The sequence below is a fragment of the Paenibacillus sp. BAC0078 genome (assembly GCF_054483875.1).
In genome coordinates this window covers 13,438-36,657 of the sequence record NZ_JBTLRW010000020.1, presented here as the reverse complement: position 1 = coordinate 36,657, position 23,220 = coordinate 13,438, and the positions used below count along the sequence as shown (strand labels likewise).

The following is a 23,220-nucleotide window of genomic DNA, read 5'->3' as shown; positions in this document are numbered from 1 at the left end:
TTCTTAAGCTTTTCGGATGATTCCCAGGCTCCTTATTACATTTCTTTAAACAAAATGAGAGATTTCAATTCAGCTCCGCCAAGCAGAAACGGCTACGCCGTCCTTAAAAGAAGCCAATGCTTCCGAAGCAGCGATACTCTGTATCGCTTTCAGGTATCCGTTTCAGCGGGAAATAGAAGGATGATTTATGGTGTGAAACATATAAATCCTGCCCTGAAAATAAAGTTGCTCTAGAACATCAAAAGTGCGCATACCAAAACAAACCCCATGTTTTTATTTTTTTGAAATCGGCTGTCAGGCCGATTGTTCACTCAGGTTTACTTGATGCCCTAACGATTCTAAGCGTTTAATCGATCGGTTCATCACCATCTCGCGGTTTCGTTGGTCAAAGTAATCAAATCCGAGTTCCTTATATTCTTGTTTTCGCGTTAACAAGACATACACTATCGCTAAAATGCTGTGCCCCACGGCTACGGCCGCTCTGTTTTTTCCTGGCCTACCTGCAATCCGGTGATACTGCGCCGACAGGTAGGTATTCTTTTTTCGTCCTGCCGCTCGCGCCGATTCGACCAGTGCACTTCGCAGTTTTTTGTTCCCTTTTCGCGTCTTCGCCGATCGTCTCTTCCCCCGCGCTTTCATTGTGACCTGGAGTCATTCCGGCCCATGAGCATAAATGCCCTGCCGTCGGAAACCGTGTCATGTCTGTTCCGATCTCCGCCAGAATTTGTTCGGCGGTTCGCTTACCGACACCGGGAATGGTATCCAATAACTTCAGGTCCTCCGCGAAAGGGGACATTCGGCGCTCCACTTCCTCATCCAATTCGGTGATTAGCTCATTCAGTTGGTCGATATGTGACAACTGTTTTTCCAGCATGAGCAATTGGTGCGGGCCAAGGCTTCCTTCAAGTGCTAGTTTCAATTGCTCTTTTTTGGCCTTCAGCTTTTTTTGCGCAAAGTCAGCCAATATGGACGGATCGCTTTCTCCTTGAATCATCGCCTCCAGCATATTTCGTCCGGACACGCCAAGTACATTCGAAGCTACCGACGAAAGCTTGATATTGCCGCCTTCCAGTACCTTTTGCAGCCGATTCACTTCACGCGTACGTTCTTCAATGATACTTCGGCGATAGCGGATGATTTCCCGAAGTTCTCGTTGCTCCCGATTCGGAATGTAGCTGCCTTGCACGAGTCCATGCCGGAGTAATTTTGCAATCCATTCCGCATCTTTTACATCCGTTTTACGTCCGGGCACGGCTTTAATATGCTGCGCATTCACGACAACCGGCTTGACGTCTTCCAGTTCAAGCAGATTATAAATCGGTTTCCAGTAATCTCCGGTGCTTTCCATCGCGACATGGCTGCACCGCTCGCTTTTGATCCAATCCACCAGATCGACGAGTCGCCTCGTCAGGGTTTCAAAACTGCGAATCTCCTTTCCTTTCGGCGTGATGATACAGGCTGTGATACTTTTCTTGTGCACATCGAGTCCACAGCAACGTTCAATAAGAATTTCCATGGTTTGCGTCTCCTGCCTGCTGGCGCTTATTAAGGCTGGTGCAAAGACCAATGCTAAGGTTATTCTGCCCTGCGTGCTTCCCTGGTGGGAGCAACAATCTGTGATGCACCGGGTCGATGGGGTCCGTCTTATATGCGGGTTCGTATCACCAAGGATTTCCGACCTACCTTCGCCAGCCCACTACCCAGTATCGCCCATATTTTCATTCCTCAGTGGTGCCGCGCAGCGGCATGGGAGTCTTATATTTGAAAAAAAGAAAGGCCCTCCCTCTGCCGTACAGCAGAAGAAGCGCCTCTCAAGCTCTGTTGTCTATTTCAGTTCATACACTACGCTGAGCTGTGTCGATACCTTTACTTCTCCCGGTTCAACAGAGGTGCTGCCAGCAGCATCTGCCGCGACTTTGGACATGGCTGCATTCTCCATGTAAACCACCGGGTTATTGCCGTCATCATTCTGCGTAACCGTGACTACCTGGCCCAGGCTGCGCTTGGCTGCTTTGGCAATAGCTGCTGCCTTTACATCGGCATTGGCCATCGCTTTCTCGATGACCTGTGTTTCAAATGCCGAAGGATCTTCAATGGCAAATTGAGCATTGCCAATGTTGTTCGCTCCCGCTAGGGACGCGGCATCCAGCAATGCGCCAACCTTAGTCAGGTCGCGGTAAGTTACCTGCAGCGTGTGATGGGCATTGTACCCTTTAACCTGCTGGCCGTCTTTTTCACTGTAGCTGTAGTTCGGCTGTACGCTGAACTGGGTGCTCTGAATATCCTTGTCGGCAATGCTCCAGGTGCCTTTCAGCAGCGCGGTAATCTTTGCGATCTTGGCTCCGTTCGTTTTCTGCGCCTCTTCTGCTGTAGCAGCCGAGGTAGTGACCCCGATGGACAGATAAACAACGTCCGGCTTAATCGCGAGTTCTCCTTTGCCTGTTACACTTACGATATTTCTCTGCACATCCTCGGCGTAGGCCTTATCAGGAGCTTGAAACGCTCCACTGAGTGCAGAACCCCCAATCATCAAGCTTCCCGCCAGCAGCACTGTTCCAAGTGTTTTACCCCATGCCTTCACGTTTGCCATCCCCTTTCATTGTTCATTAAGTGTTGGTATCCACTAGACGGAATAGCTTGGCAAAAGTTGCATAACCTCGGGGAGATTTAAGAATTTTTTTAACATCAGGTTTCGATCGGGAACCGCCACAAGCTTAAGCTTTAGTTAAACGGTCCAGTTGGTCCGGCGTCAGCCTAATGTGCAGCGAGCCCAGGTTCTCCTGCAATTGCGCCTTACTGCTGACAGCAATCAGAGGTATCACCGCAGGTGTGCTTTGCATAAGCCACGCCAGCACGACTTGATTCGGCGTCCTTCCGATCTCAGCTGCAACTTCCCTTAATACACTGAGCCTCACTCGCGCAGCAGGCCCTTCGTATTGATCCGGCAAGGAACCGTCCTGTCTCGTGTAGGCGCCATTGAGCAGCGGCGAGTAAGCCAGAAGCGCAAAGTCATCCCGGCTCCGGCAATAGCTCAGCAGTTCATCATCCGCACTCACCTGAATCCCGAAATCCGCTCCCGGCTGCGGATGGAGAAACGTGTGCCGCTGTTGGATGCAGGCGTATCCGGTCCACCCGCGGGCCTCACAAATAGTTTGTGCCTCAATTACTCTCGGCATGCGATAATTGCTGCAGCCGATGGCTCTGACCTTCCCCGCACGAACCAGCCCGTCTAGCGTCTCCAGCGTCTCTTCCAACGGTATCTTTGTGTCATCAATGTGAGCATAATACAAATCGACATAATCCGTTCCGAGCCGCAGCAGACTCTCATCCAGGGCCTGTTCAATGGCTTTGCGGCTCAGTCCCTCCATGTTCTCGAAGCCCCCGCCCGGGAAGGTCGGCTTAGCCCCTACCTTGGTTGCCACAACCATCCGGCTCCGGTTGCCGCGTTCCTTCATCCACTGTCCCAGCAGCAATTCACTCTCCCCGCCGACGCAACCCTCGTTCCAGAAGGCATAGTTGTTGGATGTGTCCAGAAACGTCCCTCCCGCCCCCTCATATGCATCGAGCAAACCATAGGACGTCTCCCGGTCATCTCTGGAGCCAAAATTCAAGCATCCCAAAGCCATGACACTTACTTGCATTCCCGTGCTGCTTAGCGGTATTTGACGCATTGAAATGTTCCTCCTCGATAATAAATTCCTAGCTTCATCCGGGAGCACCCTCCTACCTTACCCCTGCCCCGCTTCCCACGCCTTGTAATAGGCAATCTTGTCTTTCAGCAGAGCAAGCGTTTCCTGGAGCTCTTTCACCTGCCCGAGCAGGTCCGTCTCATGCTCCTCCAGCAGAGCTCTTCGTTGGGAAATCCCTGCATCCCCCAAACGCATCATGTTCGCGAACCGCTGCATTTGCGCGATCGGCATTCCCGTAGTACGCAGCCGCTTAAGCAACACAATCCATTCCAGGTCTTTCAGACGGTAAGAGCGATGACCGTTTGTCGCCCGGCTTATCGGTTCCATCAGACCGATTCTTTCGTAATATCTCAGGGTGTGTACACTAAGCTCCGTTTTTACAGCTACCTGCTGAATCGTTAATTCCATGTCAATCATGAAGAGGCCTCCTCACTGATCTCGTTCAGTTTACTAGCTAGAGCGCGCTCAAAGTCAACCCTGACCTAAAGGATTGCTGCTACATGAGTCTTATGTTATAAGGGCATGCTGTGACTGTTACGCACATTGAAAACAAAAAAAGCCCGCGAGGGGCTTTTTGTCATACACAAATGTAAATAAGGTCCTGCAACAATTACTGGTTCTCAAGCTCTTCCTTGCTGACAAGACTAGTCAAAGCGGTTACAGCTTGATCCGCATCGGCTCCGTCCGCGCTGATAAAAATCTCCGTGCCGGAACTGATCGCCAGGCTCATAATACCCATGATGCTTTTAGCGTTCACTTTTTTATCGTCTTTTTCCACGAAAATCTCCGACGAAAATTTGTTAGCTTCTTGCACGAACAATGCTGCCGGCCGAGCGTGAAGCCCCGTCTTCAACCGTACAACTACCGGGTGCTTTGTCATGAAACGCTTACCCCCTATTTAAGATCTGCCCAAATATTTCACATTAATTTTATAATATTATATCATTATAAACTCAACCGCACTAGAAAAAAAATAATCAGCCGCCCCGAACCTTGTCCGCCAGCTCATCAATTTTGCGCAGACGGTGATTAACCCCTGATTTACTGACCGTACCCTTCAGCATCTCGCCGACTTCCTTAAGGTTGATATCCGGGTGTGCCAATCTGATCTCGGCAACCTCGCGCAGCTTATCCGGCAAGCTTTCAAGGCCCACCTCACGCTGCAGCAGCTTGATGTTCTCGATCTGCCGCACCGCCGCGCTTATGGTCTTGTTGAGGTTGGCCGTCTCGCAATTGACGATCCGGTTCACGGAATTGCGCATATCGCGCATAATCCGCACATCCTCGAACTTGAACAACGCTTGATGCGCACCGATCAGACTCAGGAACTCGATAATTTTCTCGCCTTCCTTGATGTAGAGGATAAAGCCCTTCTTACGCTCGATGCAGCGGGCATTCAGGTGAAATTCACCAGCCAGATCCACCAGCGCTTTGCAATGCTCCTCATACATCGAAGCGATCTCCAGATGGTACGAAGATCCTTCGGGATTGTTAACTGATCCACCGGCCATGAATGCCCCCCGCAGGTACGCGCGTTTGCAGCAGTTCTTGCTGACAATTTCGGGATCAATCCCATCCGTGAAGATGAAGCCCTCGGAGACAATCCGCAGATCCTTCAGAATTTCCTGAACGTGGCTCGGGATACGTACGATATAGACGTTATTCTTCTTCAAACGCATTTTTTTACGCACGAGCAGCTCGATATGGACCTGGTAATATTTCTTAAGCAAAGAATATACCCGCCTTGCAATCGCGGCGTTCTCTGTCGAAATGTCGAGAACTACCTTTTTGCTGGAAAGCTGCACCGAGCCGTTCATCCGAATCAGCGCGGACATCTCTGCTTTCTCGCAGCAAGGCTGGCTCTCCACCATCGTCAGCTCTTTTTTGGTAAGGGCCGCAAAAGACAAGGAGCTCACCTCTTTCATGTTCTTACAAGCAGAAACGGCTTAGCCGTTCTTAGAATAACCTTATCTGGAAATCCAATTCTGTACAAGCTGGTAAATGTGGTGACTGAGCTTATCTGTATCATGCCTCAGATAGGTCTTGAATAATACCAGCTTGTCGGCAATAACCTTGTAGCCGTTGCCGTCCACAGCATCGCGGTCAAGCTGCACGGGGCGGGCACCCTTCTCTGCATACTTCACCTGGACCTGCTCGGGAATCTCACCGTCATTCACGATCACGTAATCGAACAAATGCAATCCGATGTGATCATATACCGCCTGAAGGTGGTCACTGACCGTATAGTTGTCTGTTTCACCGGGCTGGGTCATCACATTGCAGACAAAAATTTTGATTGCATCCGAAGCTACAACCGCCTCAGCAAGCTTCGGCACCAGCAGGTTCGGCAGAATACTGGTGTACAGGCTGCCCGGACCGCACAGGATGGCGTCGGCATTACGGATAGCTTCCAGAGCCTCCGGCAGCGGTTCCACATCCGCCGGCTCCAGGAAGACGCGTTTGATAACACCGCCGGCTTCCGGAATTTTGGACTCACCAGTAATAATGGTGCCGTCCGACATCTCAGCATGCAGCACCACAGCCTCACCGGCCGCAGGCAGCACACGGCCGCGCACGGCGAATAACCGGCTCAGCTCCCGGACCGCAGTGACAAAATCACCGGAGATATCCGTAAGCGCCGCCAGAATCAGATTGCCGAGGCTATGCCCGGCCAAGCCTTCACCGCTGCTGAAGCGGTATCTCATGATCTGGGCCATGAGCGGTTCTACATCAGCCATCGCAGTCAGTACATTGCGGATATCGCCGGGGGGCGGCATTTGCAGCTCACTGCGCAGAATCCCGGAGCTGCCCCCGTCATCGGCCACAGTGACTATTGCTGTAATATCAAGCGGCTTTTCCTTCAAACCGCGAAGCATAACAGACAACCCCGTACCCCCGCCCATAACGACGATACGCGGGCGCTGTCCTTGTTCTTCAGCCACTATTGATCCCTTCTCTCTTAATGCCGATCACGCTCGGAATCCCGATGGCTGACCGCTACCGATTCCGTCTCGCTAACCCCCAGCATTTTGCCCAGATACTCAGCGATTGCCACTGAGCGGTGTTTGCCGCCCGTACAGCCAATGCCGATAATGATCTGCGATTTGCCTTCCTTCCGGTATTGCGGAATCAGGAAATGAAGCATATCCAGCAGCTTGGTCAGAAATGTCTGCGTCTCGGGCCACTTCATTACATAATCATAGACTTCATTGTCCTGACCCGTCTTTGGCCGCAAATGATCCACATAGTGGGGATTCGGCAAGAAGCGGACATCAAACACGAGGTCAGCATCTATCGGAATGCCATATTTGAAGCCAAACGAAGTAATATTGACGGAGAGTGTGCTTTTACCTAAGTGGGAAAAGCGCGATACAATCTTCTCCTTCAGTTGTGCCGGCTTCATGCTGCTGGTGTCCAGACACAAGGTAGCCGAATTCTTCAGCTCCTCCAGCATCTGGCGCTCCAGGCGGATGCCGTCCAGCGGCATGCCTTGCGGCGCCAGCGGATGATGCCGCCGGCTCTCCTTGTAGCGCTGTACAAGCACGGAATCCGTCGCATCCAGGAACAGAATCTCGAACCCGATCGTAGACTCGTCTTTGATATAGGCCAGCGATTCCGACAAGGCTGTGAAAAACTCCCGGCCGCGCAAATCAATAACGAGCGCCACTTTGGCGATTTTCCCTTTCGACTGCTCGATCAGCTCGGCGAATTTGGGAATCAGCACCGGCGGCAAATTATCCACACAGAAAAATCCAAGATCCTCCAGGCTCTGCACTGCAATCGTCTTGCCTGCACCCGACATGCCCGTAATAATAATCAGGGTGGCACCACCGGTCGGTAATTGTTCCAGTTCGGTCATCGAAGCGCCCCCTCCCTATCAATAGTATATGAATAATTCCCGCTTCTTAAGAACGCAGCAAAAGACCTGCCGCACCAATAATACCCGCATCATTTCCAAGCTCGGCAGGCACAATAGTCACACCGGTCTGCAGCGGGGCAGGAGTCAGCTTGGCGAATACACGGCGAACCTCGTCAAATAGAATGTCACCGGCTTTGGAGACCCCACCGCCAACGATAAACACCTCAGGGTTAAGCACTGCTGCCACTGCTGCCATGGATTTGCCCAGATAGAACGCAGCACGGTTCACGATACGCAAGGCCACTTCGTCGCCGGCTTTAGCGGCATCAAAAACCTCTTTGGCGGCAATTTTCTCAACCAGGGAGAGTGATGTGCGGTCGCCGCGTGCTACAGCGTCATTGGCCATACGAATGATGCCTGTAGCGGAGGAAACGGTTTCCAAGCAGCCCATGTTGCCGCAGCCGCACTGGATGGCTTCCAGATCAGGCACTACAGAAATGTGTCCCAGCTCACCGGCCAGACCGGCAAACCCTTGGTACACCTTGCCGTTAATAATAATACCGCCGCCGACACCGGTGCCCAGTGTGTAGCACACACAATTCTCTACACCGCGTCCCGCACCGCTCCAAGCCTCGCCCAGCGCAGCCACATTAGCATCATTGTCTATTTTGACTGGCTTGTTCAAGCGATCCTCCAGAATGGAACGGATCGGCACATCTCTGAAACCAATGTTAGGCGCAAGGACGATGATTCCTTCACGGATATTCGTAAACCCGGCCAGGCCCGCTCCTACACCGGCAAGCTGATCCCAAGAATACGGGGAGTCTTCCACAATCTGACGCACATACTTTTCGATATTATCGATGACGGCATCGACGCCATCCGCAGTTCCCGTAGGTCCCTCATAGGTATGAAGCAGGTTCCCCTCGGCATTGCAGATTCCAACCTTAATCGTGGTTCCACCTAAATCCACGCCAACGTAGATACTTTCAGACATGTAACAAGCCACCTTTTTCTATGCTAAAATAGTTATTCCTACGTACCCACTATAATAGAAGGCTTCTCTGCGGTCAAGGAAAGGCGATACACCCGGCTATATGAATACCGGAGCATTTTTAACAATAGCAGGAACTTCTTGGATTCACCAAAAAAGCCCCCTCGCGTTTCAGGCAAGGAGGCCGGGTGCGGCAGAGCTTATGATTCTTGCTGTCACTCTGATAAAATCCGTTTTTGCCCCTCCAGCGCGCGGATCGGTGCAATATTCTGAGTGAATTCGAGTGTCCCCATATAGCGCCCTTCCTCATCGCGGACTGCAAAATAACGAATGTAGATAAATTTATCCTTTATATTAATCCAGAAATCCTCGGCATCCTTGCGGCCTGCCTTGAAATCCTCCAACAGCTTTTCTACCACATGTACGCTCTGCGGCGGATGGCAGTTCTGCACTGTGCGTCCAATTACGGCTTTGGTGCGGGCGAAGATCCGTTCTTTCCCGTGTGAGAAGTAGCGGACTACATCATTTTCATCAATAAACGTCAGGTCTACCGGCAGATGGTTCAGCACCGTTTCCAGCTGTTGCAGCGACAAAATACCTGTCTCGAAGCGGATAAAGCCCTGCGGGGAAGCTCCCGCCTCTTCCTTCTGTTCTGCAGCTCCTTCCGGCTCGGCCGCACGCTCGGGAATCCATTCCTGCTCCGGCGCAGCCAGGCAAAAGCCGATTTCATCGCTCTCACGGGCGATTTTAACCCATTCGTCTTCTGTCAGCTTCTCAAGGGCCATCGGCAGCAGAATATTTTCTTCCTTAAAGATCATTTCATTGACTTCCTGAATAATATTCGCCAGCATTGCGCTGATCTCCTCAGGTTGACCGTTGTACGGGCTGAGCGCCACCTTGGCTTCTTTGATCATGTTCCGGATGCCGTCATCCACGCCCCACATAACCTTCGTCGGACCGTAAATACCGTATTTCTCAAGATAAGGAAACAGCAGATTCTCCTTGCGGCTATAGTGCTTGTCAAGATCAAGCAGCAGGCTCAAATCCTCCAGCAGCTTGAAGATGATCTCTTCACTGGCGTTCTTCTGAAATTTGCCGGCATGCAGTTCCAGACGGAAGTTGACCAGCCGTTCGATCTCGCGGTTCTCCAGCTTGAAGGTATGCACCGGATGGCCCGGCTGCTCTTCAGGTTTGTTAGAGCGATGAATCTCCTCGATGGAGCCCTTGAAAATAGCCGTGTGCACAGAGCACAGGCGCTGCACCTCCGATACGGGGATTCCCTCCTCCGTCATCAGCGAATGCTCCATCGCGGAAATTTCCGCTACTGTAACGTCGCCAACAGCCTCTGCGAAGCGCGCTTTGACCTCCTCCACACTTTTCCCGGCGTGCAGCTCCTTAATGATCTCCTTAAGCATGGTCTGGCGGCGTGTCTGCTCAGGAATATTCGCTTCACGATTGTTAATCAGTTCGCTCATTGTTCTCTCTCCTTTTAACTTTGGATTTATAACTGCACTCTATTCAAGGAACTCAAAGCCGTAGCGCTCAAAAGCCAACCGGACGGTTTCAAGATCCATTCTCTTTAATTTGACTCCTTTGGATAAGGTCATGAACCTGCCGGCCGTCTGCAGCATTCCGGGCCTCGTAATATCGTGGAAACCCAGCTCCACCATAATGTCTACGACCTCCGGATGCCGGTTCACCAACTCGAATATGGACTCCTCCAGGCTCAGCTTTTTGCTCATGTGCCCTCCTCCTCCAGCTTTGCATCTCACTAATTGATAACCTTTCTCAACAACAGCTTAGCACAGGGCATATAGGCAGATTGTGATTGTAATCACTAAGTTAAAAAAAGAGCTGCACCACAAAAAAAGCTGCATCCTTCCGCCTTTTACAGCATGGGAGACAGCCTCTGTAATCTTATAAATTTCACTTTATTTCATGGAATTTCGAATACCGTGCGAAATCCGCATGCTGCAGAATTTAGGACCGCACATGGAGCAAAAATGCGCAAGTTTGGCTCCTTCTGCAGGCAGGGTCTCGTCGTGATATTCCAGTGCCCGCTCAGGGTCCAGCGACAGATGGAACTGGTCACGCCAGCGGAACTCGAACCGCGCCTTGGACAGCGCGTTGTCCCGTTCTTGCGCCCCTGGATGCCCTTTGGCCAGGTCGGCTGCATGTGCTGCGATTTTGTAGGTAATGACACCCTCGCGCACATCATTCTTGTTCGGCAGTCCCAAGTGCTCCTTGGGCGTAACGTAGCAGAGCATGGCTGTTCCGAACCAGCCGATCATCGCGGCACCGATTGCAGAGGTAATATGATCATAGCCAGGGGCAATGTCTGTGGTTAACGGACCGAGTGTGTAAAAAGGGGCTTCCCGGCAAAGCTCCAGTTGCTTGTCCATGTTCTCCTTGATCTTATGCATCGGTACATGGCCCGGACCCTCCACCATTACCTGAACATCATGCTTCCAGGCCAAGGCTGTCAGTTCACCAAGCGTCTCCAGTTCAGCGAACTGGGCTTCGTCATTGGCATCGGCAATGGAACCGGGGCGCAGACCGTCCCCCAGGGAAAAGGCCACGTCGTATGTCTTCATAATCTCGCATATCTCTTCAAAATGCGTATACAGGAAATTCTCCTGTTGATGAGCAAGACACCATGCCGCCATAATCGAGCCCCCGCGCGAAACAATCCCTGTCATTCGCCCGGCAGTTAGCGGAATATAACGCAGCAGCACTCCGGCATGAATAGTGAAATAATCCACACCCTGCTCCGCCTGTTCGATAAGCGTGTCCCGGTACAGCTCCCACGTCAAAGCCTCGGCTATGCCGCCCACCTTCTCTAACGCCTGATAAATCGGCACAGTGCCAATGGGTACAGGAGAGTTGCGGATGATCCATTCACGGGTAGCATGAATCTGCTTACCAGTGGAGAGATCCATAATGGTGTCCGCCCCCCAGCGGGTGGCCCATCTCATTTTCTCTACCTCTTCCTCAATAGAAGAAGAAACGGCGGAATTCCCGATGTTCGCGTTAATCTTCACCAGAAAATTACGGCCAATGATCATCGGTTCACTCTCCGGGTGGTTAATGTTCGAAGGAATGATCGCCCTTCCGGCAGCCACCTCATCCCTTACATATTCCGGCGTTGTATTCTCGCGGATTGCAATGAACTCCATTTCCGGTGTAATGATGCCGTTCCGCGCATAATGCAGTTGGGTTACATTTCTGCCTTTACGCGCTCTTAAGGGGCGCCGCAACAAACCGGAAAAACCTTCAACCTCCAAAAAGTCTTCCGTATTTCCGTCATTACCGGCCTGCTTCATTCGCCCTGCGTATTCCTCCGAATCCCCGCGCTCTGCAATCCAGCATAGACGGTGCGGCGGCAGTCCTCTGCGGACATCGGTTTCTACAGCAGCATCGGTATAGATCCCACTCGTGTCATAGACACGCAGCGGTGCGTTATCCTCATCACCGGCCACACCCTCGGTTCGGCTCAGGCTGATCTCACGCATCGGGACTTGAATATCCGGGCGCGAGCCCTCCACATAGACTTTACGGCTTGCAGGGAACCCCAAAAGAGTTACTTCTTCCTTCTTCACTGTTTCTGACATCTCTTCTCCTCCTCCAGGCTCTGGGAGCCAAGTTGCAGACAAGAAAATGCAGCAAAAAAGCCGCTCCACCTGGAGCGGCTTTATCTATGAACAGCCAAAAAAGACTGCGCTCAATAAAAGGTCCGGCTCCACTTTCCTACGCTGGTATGATCCAGATCAGGTTCAAGGGTCCGGGAATTCAATTTTCCCGTCTCAGCCCATTCAGGCTCCCCTAGTGGGTATCTTATCTGATTACATTCAATCTACTTGCCATGGTGTTTTTTGTCAACCTCGGCGTTGCCCGGCTATTATTTATCCAGTGTTTCGCTCCAGTCATGCACCATCGTGCCTTCCAGGTACTTCTCCGCATCCATCGCAGCCATACAGCCGGTTCCCGCTGCCGAGATCGCCTGGCGGTAACGGGTATCCTGCACGTCGCCGCAAGCGAACACGCCCGGGATATTGGTTTCCGTTGTCCCCGGATTCACCACGATATATCCATTCTCGTCCGTAGTAATCTGACCGCCCAGGAAAGCCGTATTCGGCGTATGTCCGATAGCGACGAATACGCCGTCCGCTTCCACAAGCTCCTCAAGACCTGTCTCGTTGTTGCGGACCGTCAGTCCCTTAACACCGGAATCGCCGAGGGTCACTTCAAGCGGAGTCCGGTTCAGCGCCCAGGCAACCTTGCTGTTCCCGCGCGCCCGGTCCTGCATAATCTTCGAAGCGCGCAGCTCCGAACGGCGGTGGACCAGCGTTACGCTGGAAGCGAACCGTGTCAGGAAGCTGGCTTCCTCCATCGCAGAGTCGCCGCCGCCGACTACGATAATCTTTTTGCCGCGGAAGAAGAAGCCGTCACAGGTTGCACAAGTGCTGACACCGCGTCCGACGTTCTCCTGTTCCCCCGGTATGCCTAGATATCTGGCCGACGCACCAGTCGAAATAATAACCGTTTCTGCCTCCAGTACGCCCAGGCCATCCACGGTGATTTTGAAGGGGCGCTGCGAGAAATCGACGGATTCCACCCAGCCGTTCTTAAATTCAGCACCGAAGCGCTCCGCCTGCTTGCGCATATTGTCCATCAGATCCGGACCCATAATCCCTTCGGGAAAGCCCGGAAAGTTCTCCACCTCTGTCGTCGTTGTCAGCTGTCCTCCCGGCTGCAAACCCTCAATTACCAGCGGGTTAAGATTCGCACGCGCCAGATAAATCGCGGCAGTCAGACCGGCAGGACCTGTTCCGATTACAATTGATTTGTACATAAGTATGGCCTCCTCACAAGCGGATTTAATTTAAGTAACAACGGTCTTACTGGCTCCACCAAAAGTGGGTGGACCCTCTGCGGGCAACTGGAGCTATTCTCAAATATTTTCGGTAAAAGGGGGTAAAATACCCGCCTCCGGTCCATCATCCCCGATGCCGCATTCGCTTTGGATCCGCCGCGCATAGCGGCTTACCATAGAGACGGAAACCCCGTAACGCTGGGCGGCTTCACGGTAGGTGACAGGACGGCCGTGCAGCTTCGCAATCAGATACTCCAATGCCGCGCACCAGCCTCCGTCATGCCGGAATAAAGGTACATCCGGGTACAAGCTGCCAATGAACTGGCGCCAAAGGAGCTCGGCAGCCTTCTTCTGAACGGCATCATATCTCCGGTCCATCATGGCTACTGTATGATCAATAATCTGCTGCCAGTCCTCTTTCCACTCTGGGGGTCCTTTATGGCTTGGTGCAGCAGTGTGCTGTACCCCCTTGGATGCCGGGTTCTCGTCCGGGCTGCCGCCAATCAGCCGCTGCAGGTTTATGAGAGCGTCCTCCTGCAGCGGCTCTTGCTGGGGCCCGCCCTGCAGAGCCCCGGAGATTTCTTCGTCCTCGATCCAGCGGAGCGCCTCCGTTACTTGAAGCTTCGTGTTCGCGTCGCCGTAGCGCAGCGCCCAGAAGAACGAAGCCCGCAGCAGCGGATTATTCCGTACTTCCTCGGTGAATTTGTCCGTGTTGTCCTTCCACTGCTTAAGCTGCTCCTGAAAAGGCAACTGATAATTGTAGCTGACGGGAGCCATAGGCCGGCCTTCAGCCTGTGCCAGCTGCAGCTGTGACAGGAAAAATTTCGGCACAGCCGATTCCGGGTCCAGCTTGGTTGCCTGACGCCAGCAGCGTACAGCTTCACTGTACAGGCCGCTGTTACTGGCCGCCGCCGCACAGTAATGATACAGGCCGGCATCTCCACCGACCTCCTCGTCCTTCAGCAGGCGGCGGAAATGACCGTAGGCCGTTCTATGCTTACCCAGAATCCCCATCGTCGTAGCCATTTTAAACACATGCTCCTGATGAAAAGGCACTGTGGCTTCAAGCATGCGCAGCAGAGCGGCGAGCTGGTCCTTGTCACCTGCATACTGCAGAAAAATTGCCATATTGCAGAGTGCATGCAGATTGCCCGGATCCTGCTCCAGCACCTCGGCTAGGCATTCCTTGGCTTTCATAAATCTGCCCATATAAAAATAGGCAAGAGCCAGATTGTTACGCGCCGCCAGAAAATCCGGGGTGTTCTCGACAATTTCTTCAAGCAGCTTAACCGCTTGCGGAAACTTTCCTTCTTCCAGGAGGCTCCGGGCCCGGTCGTGCTCCACCAAGCCTTCCCGGCTGCGGATACGGACAAGCGGCGCAGGACGGTTCAGCTCATACTGCAGCAGCTCCATCAGCTCTTCGGACTCAGCCAGAAACTCCCCGCGGGCATCCTCCTCCAGATACGTCATAAGACTGCGTTCCGCCTCTTCAAAGCTTTCCATATTAGCAAAGTTATTAGCCATATAGAAATGGCATTCTGTCATTGCAGGATCAATCTTTTCCAGCACATGGGTCAAAATGTCGTTGGACGCCTCATAATTCCCCATCTCAGATAATATACCCGCCATATTGCAATGATTCACCGGGTTCTCCGGCTCATATTCAACAGCTTTGCGGAAATTCTTTAATGCCTTATCATATTGAAAGCGGTCCAATGACCGTACAGCTCTCTCAAAGAAAAAATTGGCATCCAGAGTGACGGGAATAACATTTCCGTTCCCCGCATCATTCTCTGAAGTTCTCTCTATCATGGAAGCAAGGCACCTCCCTTTATAAGCTTCCTAATTCTCACGAAAAATAGGAGAGCAGCGGCAAACGGCCTGCCCAGGCTCCTATTTACGCCCCTTCGTTTCCATTTCTGGTCCCGACTGTCTTCACACAGTATACCACATGTTCCATGGGGATTCTCAAGGTCAAAGGAACTCTTCGGGAGGAAAAAGCTTGAAAGAGCCGGCTTCCGACAGAAAAGACGCAGAAATTAAATTTCCGCGTCTCTGAACAGCTTATCTATAGAACCGCCTTCGATGATAATGCGTGTGGCCTCTGCCAGCATAGGGGCTACGGACAATACGGTGAAGCGGCTGGAATGATCATCCGGCAGCGCGATAGAATCGGTAACAATCACTTCATCTATATTGGGATGATCCATACGGACAATAGCGTCCCCGGAAAATAATCCGTGCGTGGCGCAAACAATGCTGTTCTTAGCCCCCCGCTCCTTCAAGCCTTCGACCACATTTACAATCGTTGTTCCCGTATCAATCAGATCCTCAATGATGATGGGGGTCCGCCCCTCTACATCACCGATCACATGGGTGATGACCGATTCGTTATGCGCCGGACGTTTCTTGATCATAATCGCGAACGGGGAATCGAGGCGGCTGGCCAGCTTCTCGGCCATAGAGGCGCGGCCGGCATCTGGAGAAACGACAACCAGATCCGTCAGCCCTTTCACCTTCAGATATCCGCTGATCAGATCCAGCGCCGTCAGATGATCCACCGGAATGTTAAAAAAGCCTTGAATGGCCGCCGCGTGCAGATCAATCGTAATCACGCGGGAAGCTCCTGCAGTGGTAAGCACATCGGCAACCATCTTGGCCGATATCGGCTCACGCGGCGCAGATTTACGTTCCTGCCGGGCATAGCCGTAATAAGGAACAATAATATTTACAGTCCTTGCTGATGCGCGTTTGGCGGCATCAATCATAACCAGCAGCTCAACGAACAACTCATTAATGGGATGCGCGAGGGATTGCACCAAAAATACGTCACAGTTCCGGATGCTTTCTTCATAATGCACATAAATCTCGCCGCTCTTGAAGCGGGTCAGCTTAATCTGGCCCAGCGGGGCACCCAGACGCTCCGCAATATCTGCGGCCAGCTTCGGATTCGACGAACCGGAAAAAATACGCAATTGATGATGATGCATTATTACCCTCCTGAGGATCAAAATTTATAGTTCAAACGGAACAGTTGTACGAAGACGGCCCTCAAACACCGCCAATTCACGGAAGCCTGTGCGCCATAGCAGGCTCCGCGCTTCCCCGAGGCCGTCTCCCAGCTTCATTGGATCATGGGCGTCAGACCCCAAGGTGAGCGGAATATTCAGCGCCAGCGCCTGCTGCAGCACATGCTCCGCCGGAAACATCTCGGCGCAGGGCTTCGTCAGCCCGGAAGCATTAAGCTCCATGGCAATCCCGCTGCTTGCTATTGCCTTCAGCGCATCCAGCTCCAGCTTTCTTACCTCGGCTCTGTCTTCCGGGGTCTTCGGACCGTAGCCAAACCGTTTGATAACATCCATATGTCCTATAATATCATACAATCCCGATAACGCCGACTTTCGTACTGCATCATAATAACGACGATAGACCTCCATCACATCCTGGCCTTCCCAGCCATGAGTCTGCCGGTAGTCCGTAATGTCCCATTCCCCCAGAAAATGCACGGAGCCGATCAGATAGTCCCAGGGATACGGTGACAAAAGCTCGCGGATCTGCTCCTCATAGCCTTCGATATAATCGGCTTCCAGCCCTACCCGCAGCTCAATTCTTCCGCGATAGCGCTCCTTCAGCGTCAAGCATTCCTCCACATAGCGGGGAAGCTCGGAGAGCGGCATGGCCATCTCGGGGTAGTAGCTCTCCGGGTCCACATGAATCAGCGGCAGGTGGTCCGACAGGCCAAGCTGCTGCAGGCCAAGCTCAATCCCGCGCTGCACATACTCTTCAAGCTTGCCTACTGCATGGCCGCAGCGTTCATGATGGGTATGGTAATCAATACGCATGCTGAGGCTCCCTCCTAATCGCGGCGTGGCCGTTCATGGCGGGCGCTAAGCTCATCCATAATTTCATCCAGCGGGAGCTTGCGCTCCTGCAGCAGCACCAGCAAATGGTAGATCAGATCGCTGACCTCAAGGCGCAGCTCGGCATTATCTTTATTTTTGGCGGCGATGATCGTTTCGGAGGCTTCTTCGCCCACCTTTTTGAGAATCTTATCAACACCTTTGTCGAACAGATAGGTCGTATATGCGCCTTCCGGACGCTCGGTTTCACGCTCGGCAATAACCCGCTCCAGCTCACCTAATACGGCAAAACGTTCACTGTCTGCGGCTTTGGTTCTGCTCACTGCTGGCGGGGCGCTCAGCGGAAGCTCGCGGAAGAAGCAGGAGGTTTCTCCCGTATGGCAAGCCGGTCCTTCCGGCACAACCTTCACCAGCAACGTATCGCTGTCACAATCATAGTGAATCGAGGTAATCGCCTGGGTGTTGCCCGAGGTTCCGCCTTTATGCCATAGTTCGCCGCGCGAACGGCTCCAGAACCAAGTCTGTCCGCTCTCCAGCGAGAGCTTCAGCGACTCCTTGTTCATATAAGCAAGCATCAACACTTCCAGACTGTCCGCATCCTGCACCACGGCAGGCAGCAGTCCGGCTTCATTCCAACGGATGCCCTCCAGCACTTCTTGCTGGCTCAAGGCTTTATTTTGCTCATTTTCACTCATCGGATCTCCACCCCTTTTTGCTTCAAATCTGCTTTCAAATCATGAATCGCAATCTCTTTATAGTGAAAAATCGTCGCCGCCAGTCCCGCATCGGCCTTCCCTTCGGTGAACACATCGTAAAAATGCTCCGTCTTCCCCGCTCCCCCGGAAGCAATCACAGGAATGGTGAGCAGGTCGCTGACCGCAGCGGTCAGCTTCAAATCAAAGCCGTCCTTGGTGCCGTCGGCATCCATACTGGTCAGCAGAATCTCGCCCGCTCCCAGCCTTTCGGCCTCTTTGGCCCAGGCCAGCGCACGGATACCGGTGGGCTTGCGCCCGCCATGCGTGTATACCTCCCACTCGCCCCATGCCTCATTATATTTGGCATCCATCGCAACCACAATGCACTGGGCGCCGAAACGGCGCGCCCCTTCCAGAATAAGCTGCGGATTGTTGACCGCTGCTGTATTGATGCCGATTTTATCCGCACCGGCGCGCAGGATGCGCTTCATATCCTCTGGCGTGGAGATGCCGCCGCCCACTGTGAAGGGGATGGCGATTTCGCCTGCGGTCTGCCGCACCACCTCAACCATTGTAGCCCGGCCTTCCACGGAGGCGGAAATGTCCAGGAACACAAGCTCATCCGCACCTTCCCGGTCATATAGCGCCGCCAGTTCCACCGGATCGCCGGCATCGCGCAGATTCACAAAGTTGACGCCTTTAACTACCCTTCCGTCTTTTACATCCAGACAGGGAATGATGCGTTTGGCTAACATGAAACTACCCCTTTCCATGAGTTTTCGAGTGAAAACCTACCTATTTCGATCCCCCTAAATCCCCCTTAGCCAAGGGGGACCCCAAGGGCCCCGGCCCTCTGGACACCCGGATGGCTGGCGTGGGGGGGGGGGGATGTATGCTCCCGGGCTATTGTGTGCTAGGAGCGCTAACCCCTGCGGGGCCGCTTGTACGGTAGAACGCCTGCAAGGAATATAACCTAACCTTCGTGTTCCACGGTTGCCCCTGGCGGGGTGGCGGCTTCGCACCGCCTGCAAGAATATAAACCGCCCAGAGGCTAACTGGATGGCAGTAGATAAACAAACGTATGGGCTACCTGTATGGTAGTAGAAAAACCGTGCATGCGCTACCTGTACGGCAGTAGTTAAACCGTGCGCGGGCTACCTATGTAGCCAGTACACTAACATTATCTGCGGCTTGAGTCGCAACCTCAACATGACTGCACTTTTTACAACAGATGACCTCCAAATCAACCGGAAACCCGAATCTAGTGCATTCTTTACAGTAGAATCGAGCAAAAAACATACTTTTGACCAGAATTCCAGAAATCAATTGCACAAAATACAGCAGAAGACGATTCAACGATTAACAACTAGATTTCTATTGCAGAAAGTGCAATCACTTAAAAAGTCTCTATAGTTGACCAACATGACCTTGAGCTCTAATTGCATAACGTGCAGTTATTTGCTCGTTTTTTTGACAATAGCGGTGTTTAAATGTATTTCGTACAATTAAACTTGGGCGTTTTCGTACTAAAGGGCGAAATCCCCATTTATAGCTGCATGAAATGCAATTAAAGAGCATATCCTGCGCTTTAGGCTGAAGATAGTTGTACGAAGTACAGTTAAGCATCTGGATAGTTTCGACCGTATATACTCCCTACCTAGATCATTACCCGTTACGTTCGTAAAAGGATGACAGCAATGCATACTGAGCGGTTCATTGAAGATGTCCCGTGCAAAATTTCAACGTCCCATACCGGGTTGGTTGATGGCCACAACCTTCCGCAGGCTCCATCAGCCATGCACCAATGTTCATCTACTCCCAGCCAGCACAGCGCTCGTCAGGGTCCCGCTGCTATGCACCGGCGTAACCCGTCTTCCCTACTTCCCGCCCAGCGCCTGCAGCGCTTCTGCAAGATTAATATTGCCAGTGTACAGCGCTTTGCCAACTATCGCACCGCCAACACCGCTGCCGCTATGCGCATTCAGCCGCAGCAAATCATCCAGACTGGTGACACCGCCTGAGGCAATGACGGTTTTGCCGCTGGTAGCGGCCATCGACAGGATACCCTCAATATTCGGCCCCTGCATCATGCCATCGCGGGAAATATCAGTGTAAATGAACGTTTCCGCACCTTTTGCCGCAAGCTCCTTCGCCAGATCCTCGGCGCGCACCTCGGAGGTGTTCAGCCAGCCGTGCGTGGCGACGTATCCATTACGGGCATCAATACCAATGGCGACCTTATCGCCGTATTTAGCCAGCACCGCCTCTGTGAAGGCATGATCGTTAATGGCGGCTGTGCCAATAATGACCCGGCTGACCCCAAGGCCCAGCAGCTTCTCCACATCGGCAAGTGTGCGCAGCCCGCCCCCTACCTGAACGGGAACACCCGCATTTTTGGCGATAGCGCCTATGATGGCGTCATTCACAGGATGGCCGGCCTTGGCTCCGTCCAGGTCCACGAGATGAATAAATTGCCCACCCTGCTCTTCCCACGATTTGGCTACCGTCAGCGGGCTATCGTTATAGATGGTTTCCTGATTGTAATCACCCTGCTGCAGTCTGACGCATTTTCCATCCCGGATATCAATCGCCGGATATACGATAAAAGAAGACATGTGACGCTCCCCGCTTTCGTTACAATATAGTGATAGCGGGCTTACGCCCGCTCTCCCGTCAGCTCAAGTAGAAACGGCTGCGCCGTTACTTTCTTATATTTTCAAAAAATTGCCCAGCAGTTTGATTCCCAGCTCCCCGCTTTTCTCCGGGTGAAACTGCATGCCGAATACCTGATCCCGGCCAACAATCGACGTTACCGGATGCCCATAATCCGTGACAGCCAGCAGATCGCTCTCCTTTGCCACAGTGGCATGGTAGGAATGGACGAAATAGACATGCCCCTCTTCAAGCCCAGCAAACAGCGGACTCTGCGGCTGGAGGAATTCCAGCCTGTTCCAGCCCATATGCGGCACCTTGTAGCCCTCGCGGGGTTCAAAGCGCACGACCGAGCCGGGAAAAAGATTCAAGCCCTCGTGGGTGCCGTACTCTTCGCTGCTGCTGAACAGCAGTTGCATCCCGAGGCATATGCCCAGCAGCGGTTGGCCTGAGGCGGCGGCTTTTTTGACTACAGCATCCAGCCCACTGCTCCGCAGATGCTCCATTGCATCGCCAAACGCACCGACTCCCGGCAAAATGACGCTATCGGCCGACAGAATCTCCCCGGCATCACCCGTCACAAGACTCTTATAACCAAGTCGTTCCACCGCCTTGCTGACACTATGCAGATTGCCCATGCCATAATCGACGATTGCAACGGTCATCCTACAGCACTCCCTTCGTGGAAGGCACACCCTTCACGCGCGGGTCAATCAGAGTTGCTTCGTCCAGCGCCCGTCCCAGGGCCTTGAATATCGCTTCAATCATATGGTGCGTATTCGAACCATAATGTACGATCACATGCAGCGTAATCCGGGCCTCGAGTGCAAATTTCCAGAGAAATTCATGCACCAGCTCCGTTGAAAAGCTTCCAACCTGCTGCGATGGATACGCAGCCCGGTATTCAAAATGCGGACGGTTGCTGATGTCGATCACAACCTGAGCCAGCGCCTCGTCCATCGGAATGAAGACATTGGCGTAGCGTTTGATGCCTTTTTTGTCGCCGAGCGCTTCACGCAGTGCCTGTCCAAGACAGATCCCGATATCCTCCACCGTATGGTGGTCGTCAATGTCGATGTCACCCCGCGCCTGCACAGACAGATCGAACTGGCCGTGCTTCGTGAATAAATCCAGCATATGATTCAGAAAAGGTACATCTGTCTCCAGCTCCGAAACCCCGCTGCCATCCACGGACAGGGAGAGCTTAATGTCCGTCTCGTTGGTTTTGCGGCTGAGTCCGGCTTGACGGACTGCCTGAGCCTCATTGTTATTTTCCATTCCTGTCTCCACCCTTCGCTTCGTTCTCTAGTCTGATCTCTATCGCCCGGGCATGACCCTCCAGCCCTTCACGGCGGGCTAGCTCGATAATCGTTGGTCCATCCTTCAGCAGTGCTTCCTTGCTGTAGTAGATCAGGCTTGATTTCTTGATGAAATCATCCACGTCCACCGGCGACGAGAAACGCGCCGTGCCGTTGGTTGGAATAATATGATTCGGCCCGGCGAAATAATCGCCGACCGGCTCTGAGCTGTACGGCCCGAGGAAGATCGCCCCGGCATTCTCAATGCTGCCGAGCAGGCCCATCGGGTCCGCTGTCACAATCTCCAGGTGCTCCGGCGCCAGCCGGTTCACCACGGAGACCCCTTCCTCCAGCGACTCCACGACGATGATCGCGCCGTAGTTGTCCACGGACGCGCGCGCGATAGCCTCGCGCGGAAGCTCCTTAAGCTGCCGTTCTACTTCGGCAGCAACAGCCTCCGCCAAGCGCTGCGATGGCGTGACCAGGATCGCCGAGGCCATCTCGTCGTGCTCGGCCTGCGAGAGCAGGTCGGCCGCAACGCTGGCGGCCTCGGCGGTATCGTCGGCGAGCACGACGATCTCGCTCGGTCCGGCGATGCTGTCGATATCGACAGCGCCGTAGACCTCGCGCTTGGCCAGGGCCACGTAGATGTTCCCTGGCCCGCAGATCTTATCGACCGGCGCGATGGTCGCCGTGCCGAAGGCCAGTGCGGCGACCGCCTGCGCGCCGCCCACGCGGTAAATCTCGTTTACGCCAGCTTCGGCGGCGGCAACGAGAATGTAAGGATCGATGCCCTCCGTGCCGCCAGTCGACGGCGGAGTGACCATCACGATCTCCGGGACTCCGGCGATCTGAGCAGGAATAACGTTCATCAGCACCGAGGACGGATAGGCCGCCTTGCCGCCGGGAACATAGACGCCCACGCGCTTCAGCGGGCGGATGATCTGGCCGAGGATCGTGCCGTCCGGCTGCAGATCCATCCAGGAATTGCGTTTCTGCCGGGCATGGAAGGCCCGGATATTGGCCGCGGCGGCACGGATCGCCGTAACGAAGGACTCCTCTACCCGGCCATAGGCAGCCTGAAGCTCTTCCTCCGTCACCCGCAGCTGCGCTGCCGTAAGCGAAGCGCCGTCGAAACGCTCAGTATAGCGGAGAAGCGCCGCGTCGCCTTCTTTTTTGATATCGGCCACAATTTCCTTCACGGCCTTATTCTGCTCCGGCGTTCCGTACTCCACTTCCCGCTGCAGCTTAAACTCCTTGCTCGATTGCACCTTCACCGCTGCTTCCCCCTTATCCATCC

21 protein-coding genes, 1 pseudogene and 1 riboswitch are annotated in these 23,220 nt (G+C 53.3%); all 22 genes and pseudogenes read right to left on the bottom strand.

Annotated features, from left to right (window positions below):
* Window positions 1–294 precede the first annotated feature (294 nt).
* Window positions 295–1,516 (bottom strand): annotated as a pseudogene (locus ACX1DY_RS26110) (IS110 family RNA-guided transposase).
* Window positions 1,517–1,825: 309 nt separating this feature from the next.
* Window positions 1,826–2,581, bottom strand: coding sequence for an SIMPL domain-containing protein (locus ACX1DY_RS26105; protein WP_458967105.1), 756 nt, complete (start codon window positions 2,579–2,581; stop codon window positions 1,826–1,828).
* A 133-nt stretch (window positions 2,582–2,714) separates the two neighbouring features.
* Window positions 2,715–3,671: an aldo/keto reductase gene (locus ACX1DY_RS26100; protein WP_458967104.1), complete on the bottom strand. Its 957-nt coding sequence runs from the start codon at window positions 3,669–3,671 to the stop codon at window positions 2,715–2,717.
* Between the two features lie 57 nt (window positions 3,672–3,728).
* Complete coding sequence (locus ACX1DY_RS26095; RefSeq protein WP_458967103.1) at window positions 3,729–4,106, bottom strand: MerR family transcriptional regulator; 378 nt, start codon at window positions 4,104–4,106, stop codon at window positions 3,729–3,731.
* Window positions 4,107–4,299: 193 nt separating this feature from the next.
* Window positions 4,300–4,569 carry an HPr family phosphocarrier protein gene (locus tag ACX1DY_RS26090; RefSeq protein ID WP_020425593.1) on the bottom strand — a complete coding sequence of 90 codons (270 nt, stop codon included), beginning with the start codon at window positions 4,567–4,569 and terminating at the stop codon, window positions 4,300–4,302.
* A 97-nt stretch (window positions 4,570–4,666) separates the two neighbouring features.
* On the bottom strand, window positions 4,667–5,596 hold the full coding sequence (gene whiA, locus ACX1DY_RS26085) for a DNA-binding protein WhiA (RefSeq protein WP_458967102.1): 930 nt from the start codon (window positions 5,594–5,596) through the stop codon (window positions 4,667–4,669).
* Window positions 5,597–5,656: 60 nt separating this feature from the next.
* Window positions 5,657–6,592 (bottom strand): gluconeogenesis factor YvcK family protein, encoded by a 936-nt coding sequence (locus ACX1DY_RS26080; RefSeq protein ID WP_458967157.1) that lies wholly within the window; start codon window positions 6,590–6,592, stop codon window positions 5,657–5,659.
* A 56-nt stretch (window positions 6,593–6,648) separates the two neighbouring features.
* A complete protein-coding gene (gene rapZ, locus ACX1DY_RS26075) occupies window positions 6,649–7,548 on the bottom strand; it encodes an RNase adapter RapZ (RefSeq protein WP_019914361.1) in 900 nt (299 codons plus the stop codon).
* A 46-nt stretch (window positions 7,549–7,594) separates the two neighbouring features.
* Entirely contained in the window at window positions 7,595–8,545 is a 951-nt protein-coding gene (locus ACX1DY_RS26070; protein ID WP_458967101.1) for an ROK family glucokinase, read from the bottom strand.
* A 212-nt stretch (window positions 8,546–8,757) separates the two neighbouring features.
* Window positions 8,758–10,017 (bottom strand): DUF438 domain-containing protein, encoded by a 1,260-nt coding sequence (locus tag ACX1DY_RS26065; protein WP_458967100.1) that lies wholly within the window; start codon window positions 10,015–10,017, stop codon window positions 8,758–8,760.
* A gap of 39 nt (window positions 10,018–10,056) precedes the next feature.
* Window positions 10,057–10,284 (bottom strand): DUF1858 domain-containing protein, encoded by a 228-nt coding sequence (locus ACX1DY_RS26060; RefSeq protein ID WP_458967099.1) that lies wholly within the window; start codon window positions 10,282–10,284, stop codon window positions 10,057–10,059.
* Between the two features lie 189 nt (window positions 10,285–10,473).
* On the bottom strand, window positions 10,474–12,153 hold the full coding sequence (gene thiC / locus ACX1DY_RS26055; RefSeq protein WP_458967098.1) for a phosphomethylpyrimidine synthase ThiC: 1,680 nt from the start codon (window positions 12,151–12,153) through the stop codon (window positions 10,474–10,476).
* Between the two features lie 116 nt (window positions 12,154–12,269).
* Window positions 12,270–12,376, bottom strand: a riboswitch (TPP riboswitch).
* 64 nt (window positions 12,377–12,440) lie between these two features.
* Window positions 12,441–13,394, bottom strand: coding sequence for a thioredoxin-disulfide reductase (gene trxB, locus ACX1DY_RS26050; protein WP_458967097.1), 954 nt, complete (start codon window positions 13,392–13,394; stop codon window positions 12,441–12,443).
* 99 nt (window positions 13,395–13,493) lie between these two features.
* Entirely contained in the window at window positions 13,494–15,227 is a 1,734-nt protein-coding gene (locus ACX1DY_RS26045; protein ID WP_458967096.1) for a tetratricopeptide repeat protein, read from the bottom strand.
* 227 nt (window positions 15,228–15,454) lie between these two features.
* The gene (locus tag ACX1DY_RS26040; RefSeq protein WP_458967095.1) at window positions 15,455–16,405 is read right to left on the bottom strand and encodes a ribose-phosphate diphosphokinase; all 951 of its coding nucleotides are present in this window, start codon (window positions 16,403–16,405) and stop codon (window positions 15,455–15,457) included.
* Window positions 16,406–16,429: 24 nt separating this feature from the next.
* Complete coding sequence (hisJ, locus tag ACX1DY_RS26035) at window positions 16,430–17,257, bottom strand: histidinol-phosphatase HisJ (protein ID WP_458967094.1); 828 nt, start codon at window positions 17,255–17,257, stop codon at window positions 16,430–16,432.
* A 14-nt stretch (window positions 17,258–17,271) separates the two neighbouring features.
* The gene (gene hisIE / locus ACX1DY_RS26030) at window positions 17,272–17,970 is read right to left on the bottom strand and encodes a bifunctional phosphoribosyl-AMP cyclohydrolase/phosphoribosyl-ATP diphosphatase HisIE (protein ID WP_458967093.1); all 699 of its coding nucleotides are present in this window, start codon (window positions 17,968–17,970) and stop codon (window positions 17,272–17,274) included.
* Complete coding sequence (gene hisF / locus ACX1DY_RS26025; RefSeq protein ID WP_458967092.1) at window positions 17,967–18,725, bottom strand: imidazole glycerol phosphate synthase subunit HisF; 759 nt, start codon at window positions 18,723–18,725, stop codon at window positions 17,967–17,969. Before hisF ends, hisIE begins: the two co-directional genes overlap by 4 nt.
* Before the next feature lie 1,122 nt (window positions 18,726–19,847).
* Window positions 19,848–20,585: a 1-(5-phosphoribosyl)-5-[(5-phosphoribosylamino)methylideneamino]imidazole-4-carboxamide isomerase gene (gene hisA, locus ACX1DY_RS26020; RefSeq protein WP_458967091.1), complete on the bottom strand. Its 738-nt coding sequence runs from the start codon at window positions 20,583–20,585 to the stop codon at window positions 19,848–19,850.
* Between the two features lie 93 nt (window positions 20,586–20,678).
* Window positions 20,679–21,287, bottom strand: a complete 609-nt coding sequence (gene hisH / locus ACX1DY_RS26015; protein ID WP_458967090.1) for an imidazole glycerol phosphate synthase subunit HisH — start codon at window positions 21,285–21,287, stop codon at window positions 20,679–20,681.
* Between the two features lies 1 nt (window position 21,288).
* The gene (hisB, locus tag ACX1DY_RS26010; protein WP_458967089.1) at window positions 21,289–21,900 is read right to left on the bottom strand and encodes an imidazoleglycerol-phosphate dehydratase HisB; all 612 of its coding nucleotides are present in this window, start codon (window positions 21,898–21,900) and stop codon (window positions 21,289–21,291) included.
* The gene (hisD, locus tag ACX1DY_RS26005; protein ID WP_458967088.1) at window positions 21,890–23,218 is read right to left on the bottom strand and encodes a histidinol dehydrogenase; all 1,329 of its coding nucleotides are present in this window, start codon (window positions 23,216–23,218) and stop codon (window positions 21,890–21,892) included. Before hisD ends, hisB begins: the two co-directional genes overlap by 11 nt.
* Between the last annotated feature and the right edge of the window lie 2 nt (window positions 23,219–23,220).

What these genes read in the sequence shown, in the direction of transcription:
- ACX1DY_RS26100 (WP_458967104.1), bottom strand. Translation starts at nt 3,671, where the DNA reads ATGCGTCAAATACCGCTAAGCAGCACGGGAATGCAAGTAAGTGTCATG.
- ACX1DY_RS26095 (WP_458967103.1), bottom strand. Translation starts at nt 4,106, where the DNA reads ATGATTGACATGGAATTAACGATTCAGCAGGTAGCTGTAAAAACGGAG.
- ACX1DY_RS26090 (WP_020425593.1), bottom strand. Translation starts at nt 4,569, where the DNA reads ATGACAAAGCACCCGGTAGTTGTACGGTTGAAGACGGGGCTTCACGCT.
- ACX1DY_RS26080 (WP_458967157.1), bottom strand. Translation starts at nt 6,592, where the DNA reads ATGGGCGGGGGTACGGGGTTGTCTGTTATGCTTCGCGGTTTGAAGGAA.
- rapZ (WP_019914361.1), bottom strand. Translation starts at nt 7,548, where the DNA reads ATGACCGAACTGGAACAATTACCGACCGGTGGTGCCACCCTGATTATT.
- ACX1DY_RS26070 (WP_458967101.1), bottom strand. Translation starts at nt 8,545, where the DNA reads ATGTCTGAAAGTATCTACGTTGGCGTGGATTTAGGTGGAACCACGATT.
- ACX1DY_RS26065 (WP_458967100.1), bottom strand. Translation starts at nt 10,017, where the DNA reads ATGAGCGAACTGATTAACAATCGTGAAGCGAATATTCCTGAGCAGACA.
- ACX1DY_RS26060 (WP_458967099.1), bottom strand. Translation starts at nt 10,284, where the DNA reads ATGAGCAAAAAGCTGAGCCTGGAGGAGTCCATATTCGAGTTGGTGAAC.
- thiC (WP_458967098.1), bottom strand. Translation starts at nt 12,153, where the DNA reads ATGTCAGAAACAGTGAAGAAGGAAGAAGTAACTCTTTTGGGGTTCCCT.
- trxB (WP_458967097.1), bottom strand. Translation starts at nt 13,394, where the DNA reads ATGTACAAATCAATTGTAATCGGAACAGGTCCTGCCGGTCTGACTGCC.
- ACX1DY_RS26045 (WP_458967096.1), bottom strand. Translation starts at nt 15,227, where the DNA reads ATGATAGAGAGAACTTCAGAGAATGATGCGGGGAACGGAAATGTTATT.
- ACX1DY_RS26040 (WP_458967095.1), bottom strand. Translation starts at nt 16,405, where the DNA reads ATGCATCATCATCAATTGCGTATTTTTTCCGGTTCGTCGAATCCGAAG.
- hisJ (WP_458967094.1), bottom strand. Translation starts at nt 17,257, where the DNA reads ATGCGTATTGATTACCATACCCATCATGAACGCTGCGGCCATGCAGTA.
- hisIE (WP_458967093.1), bottom strand. Translation starts at nt 17,970, where the DNA reads ATGAGTGAAAATGAGCAAAATAAAGCCTTGAGCCAGCAAGAAGTGCTG.
- hisF (WP_458967092.1), bottom strand. Translation starts at nt 18,725, where the DNA reads ATGTTAGCCAAACGCATCATTCCCTGTCTGGATGTAAAAGACGGAAGG.
- hisA (WP_458967091.1), bottom strand. Translation starts at nt 20,585, where the DNA reads ATGTCTTCTTTTATCGTATATCCGGCGATTGATATCCGGGATGGAAAA.
- hisH (WP_458967090.1), bottom strand. Translation starts at nt 21,287, where the DNA reads ATGACCGTTGCAATCGTCGATTATGGCATGGGCAATCTGCATAGTGTC.
- hisB (WP_458967089.1), bottom strand. Translation starts at nt 21,900, where the DNA reads ATGGAAAATAACAATGAGGCTCAGGCAGTCCGTCAAGCCGGACTCAGC.
- hisD (WP_458967088.1), bottom strand. Translation starts at nt 23,218, where the DNA reads ATGGATAAGGGGGAAGCAGCGGTGAAGGTGCAATCGAGCAAGGAGTTT.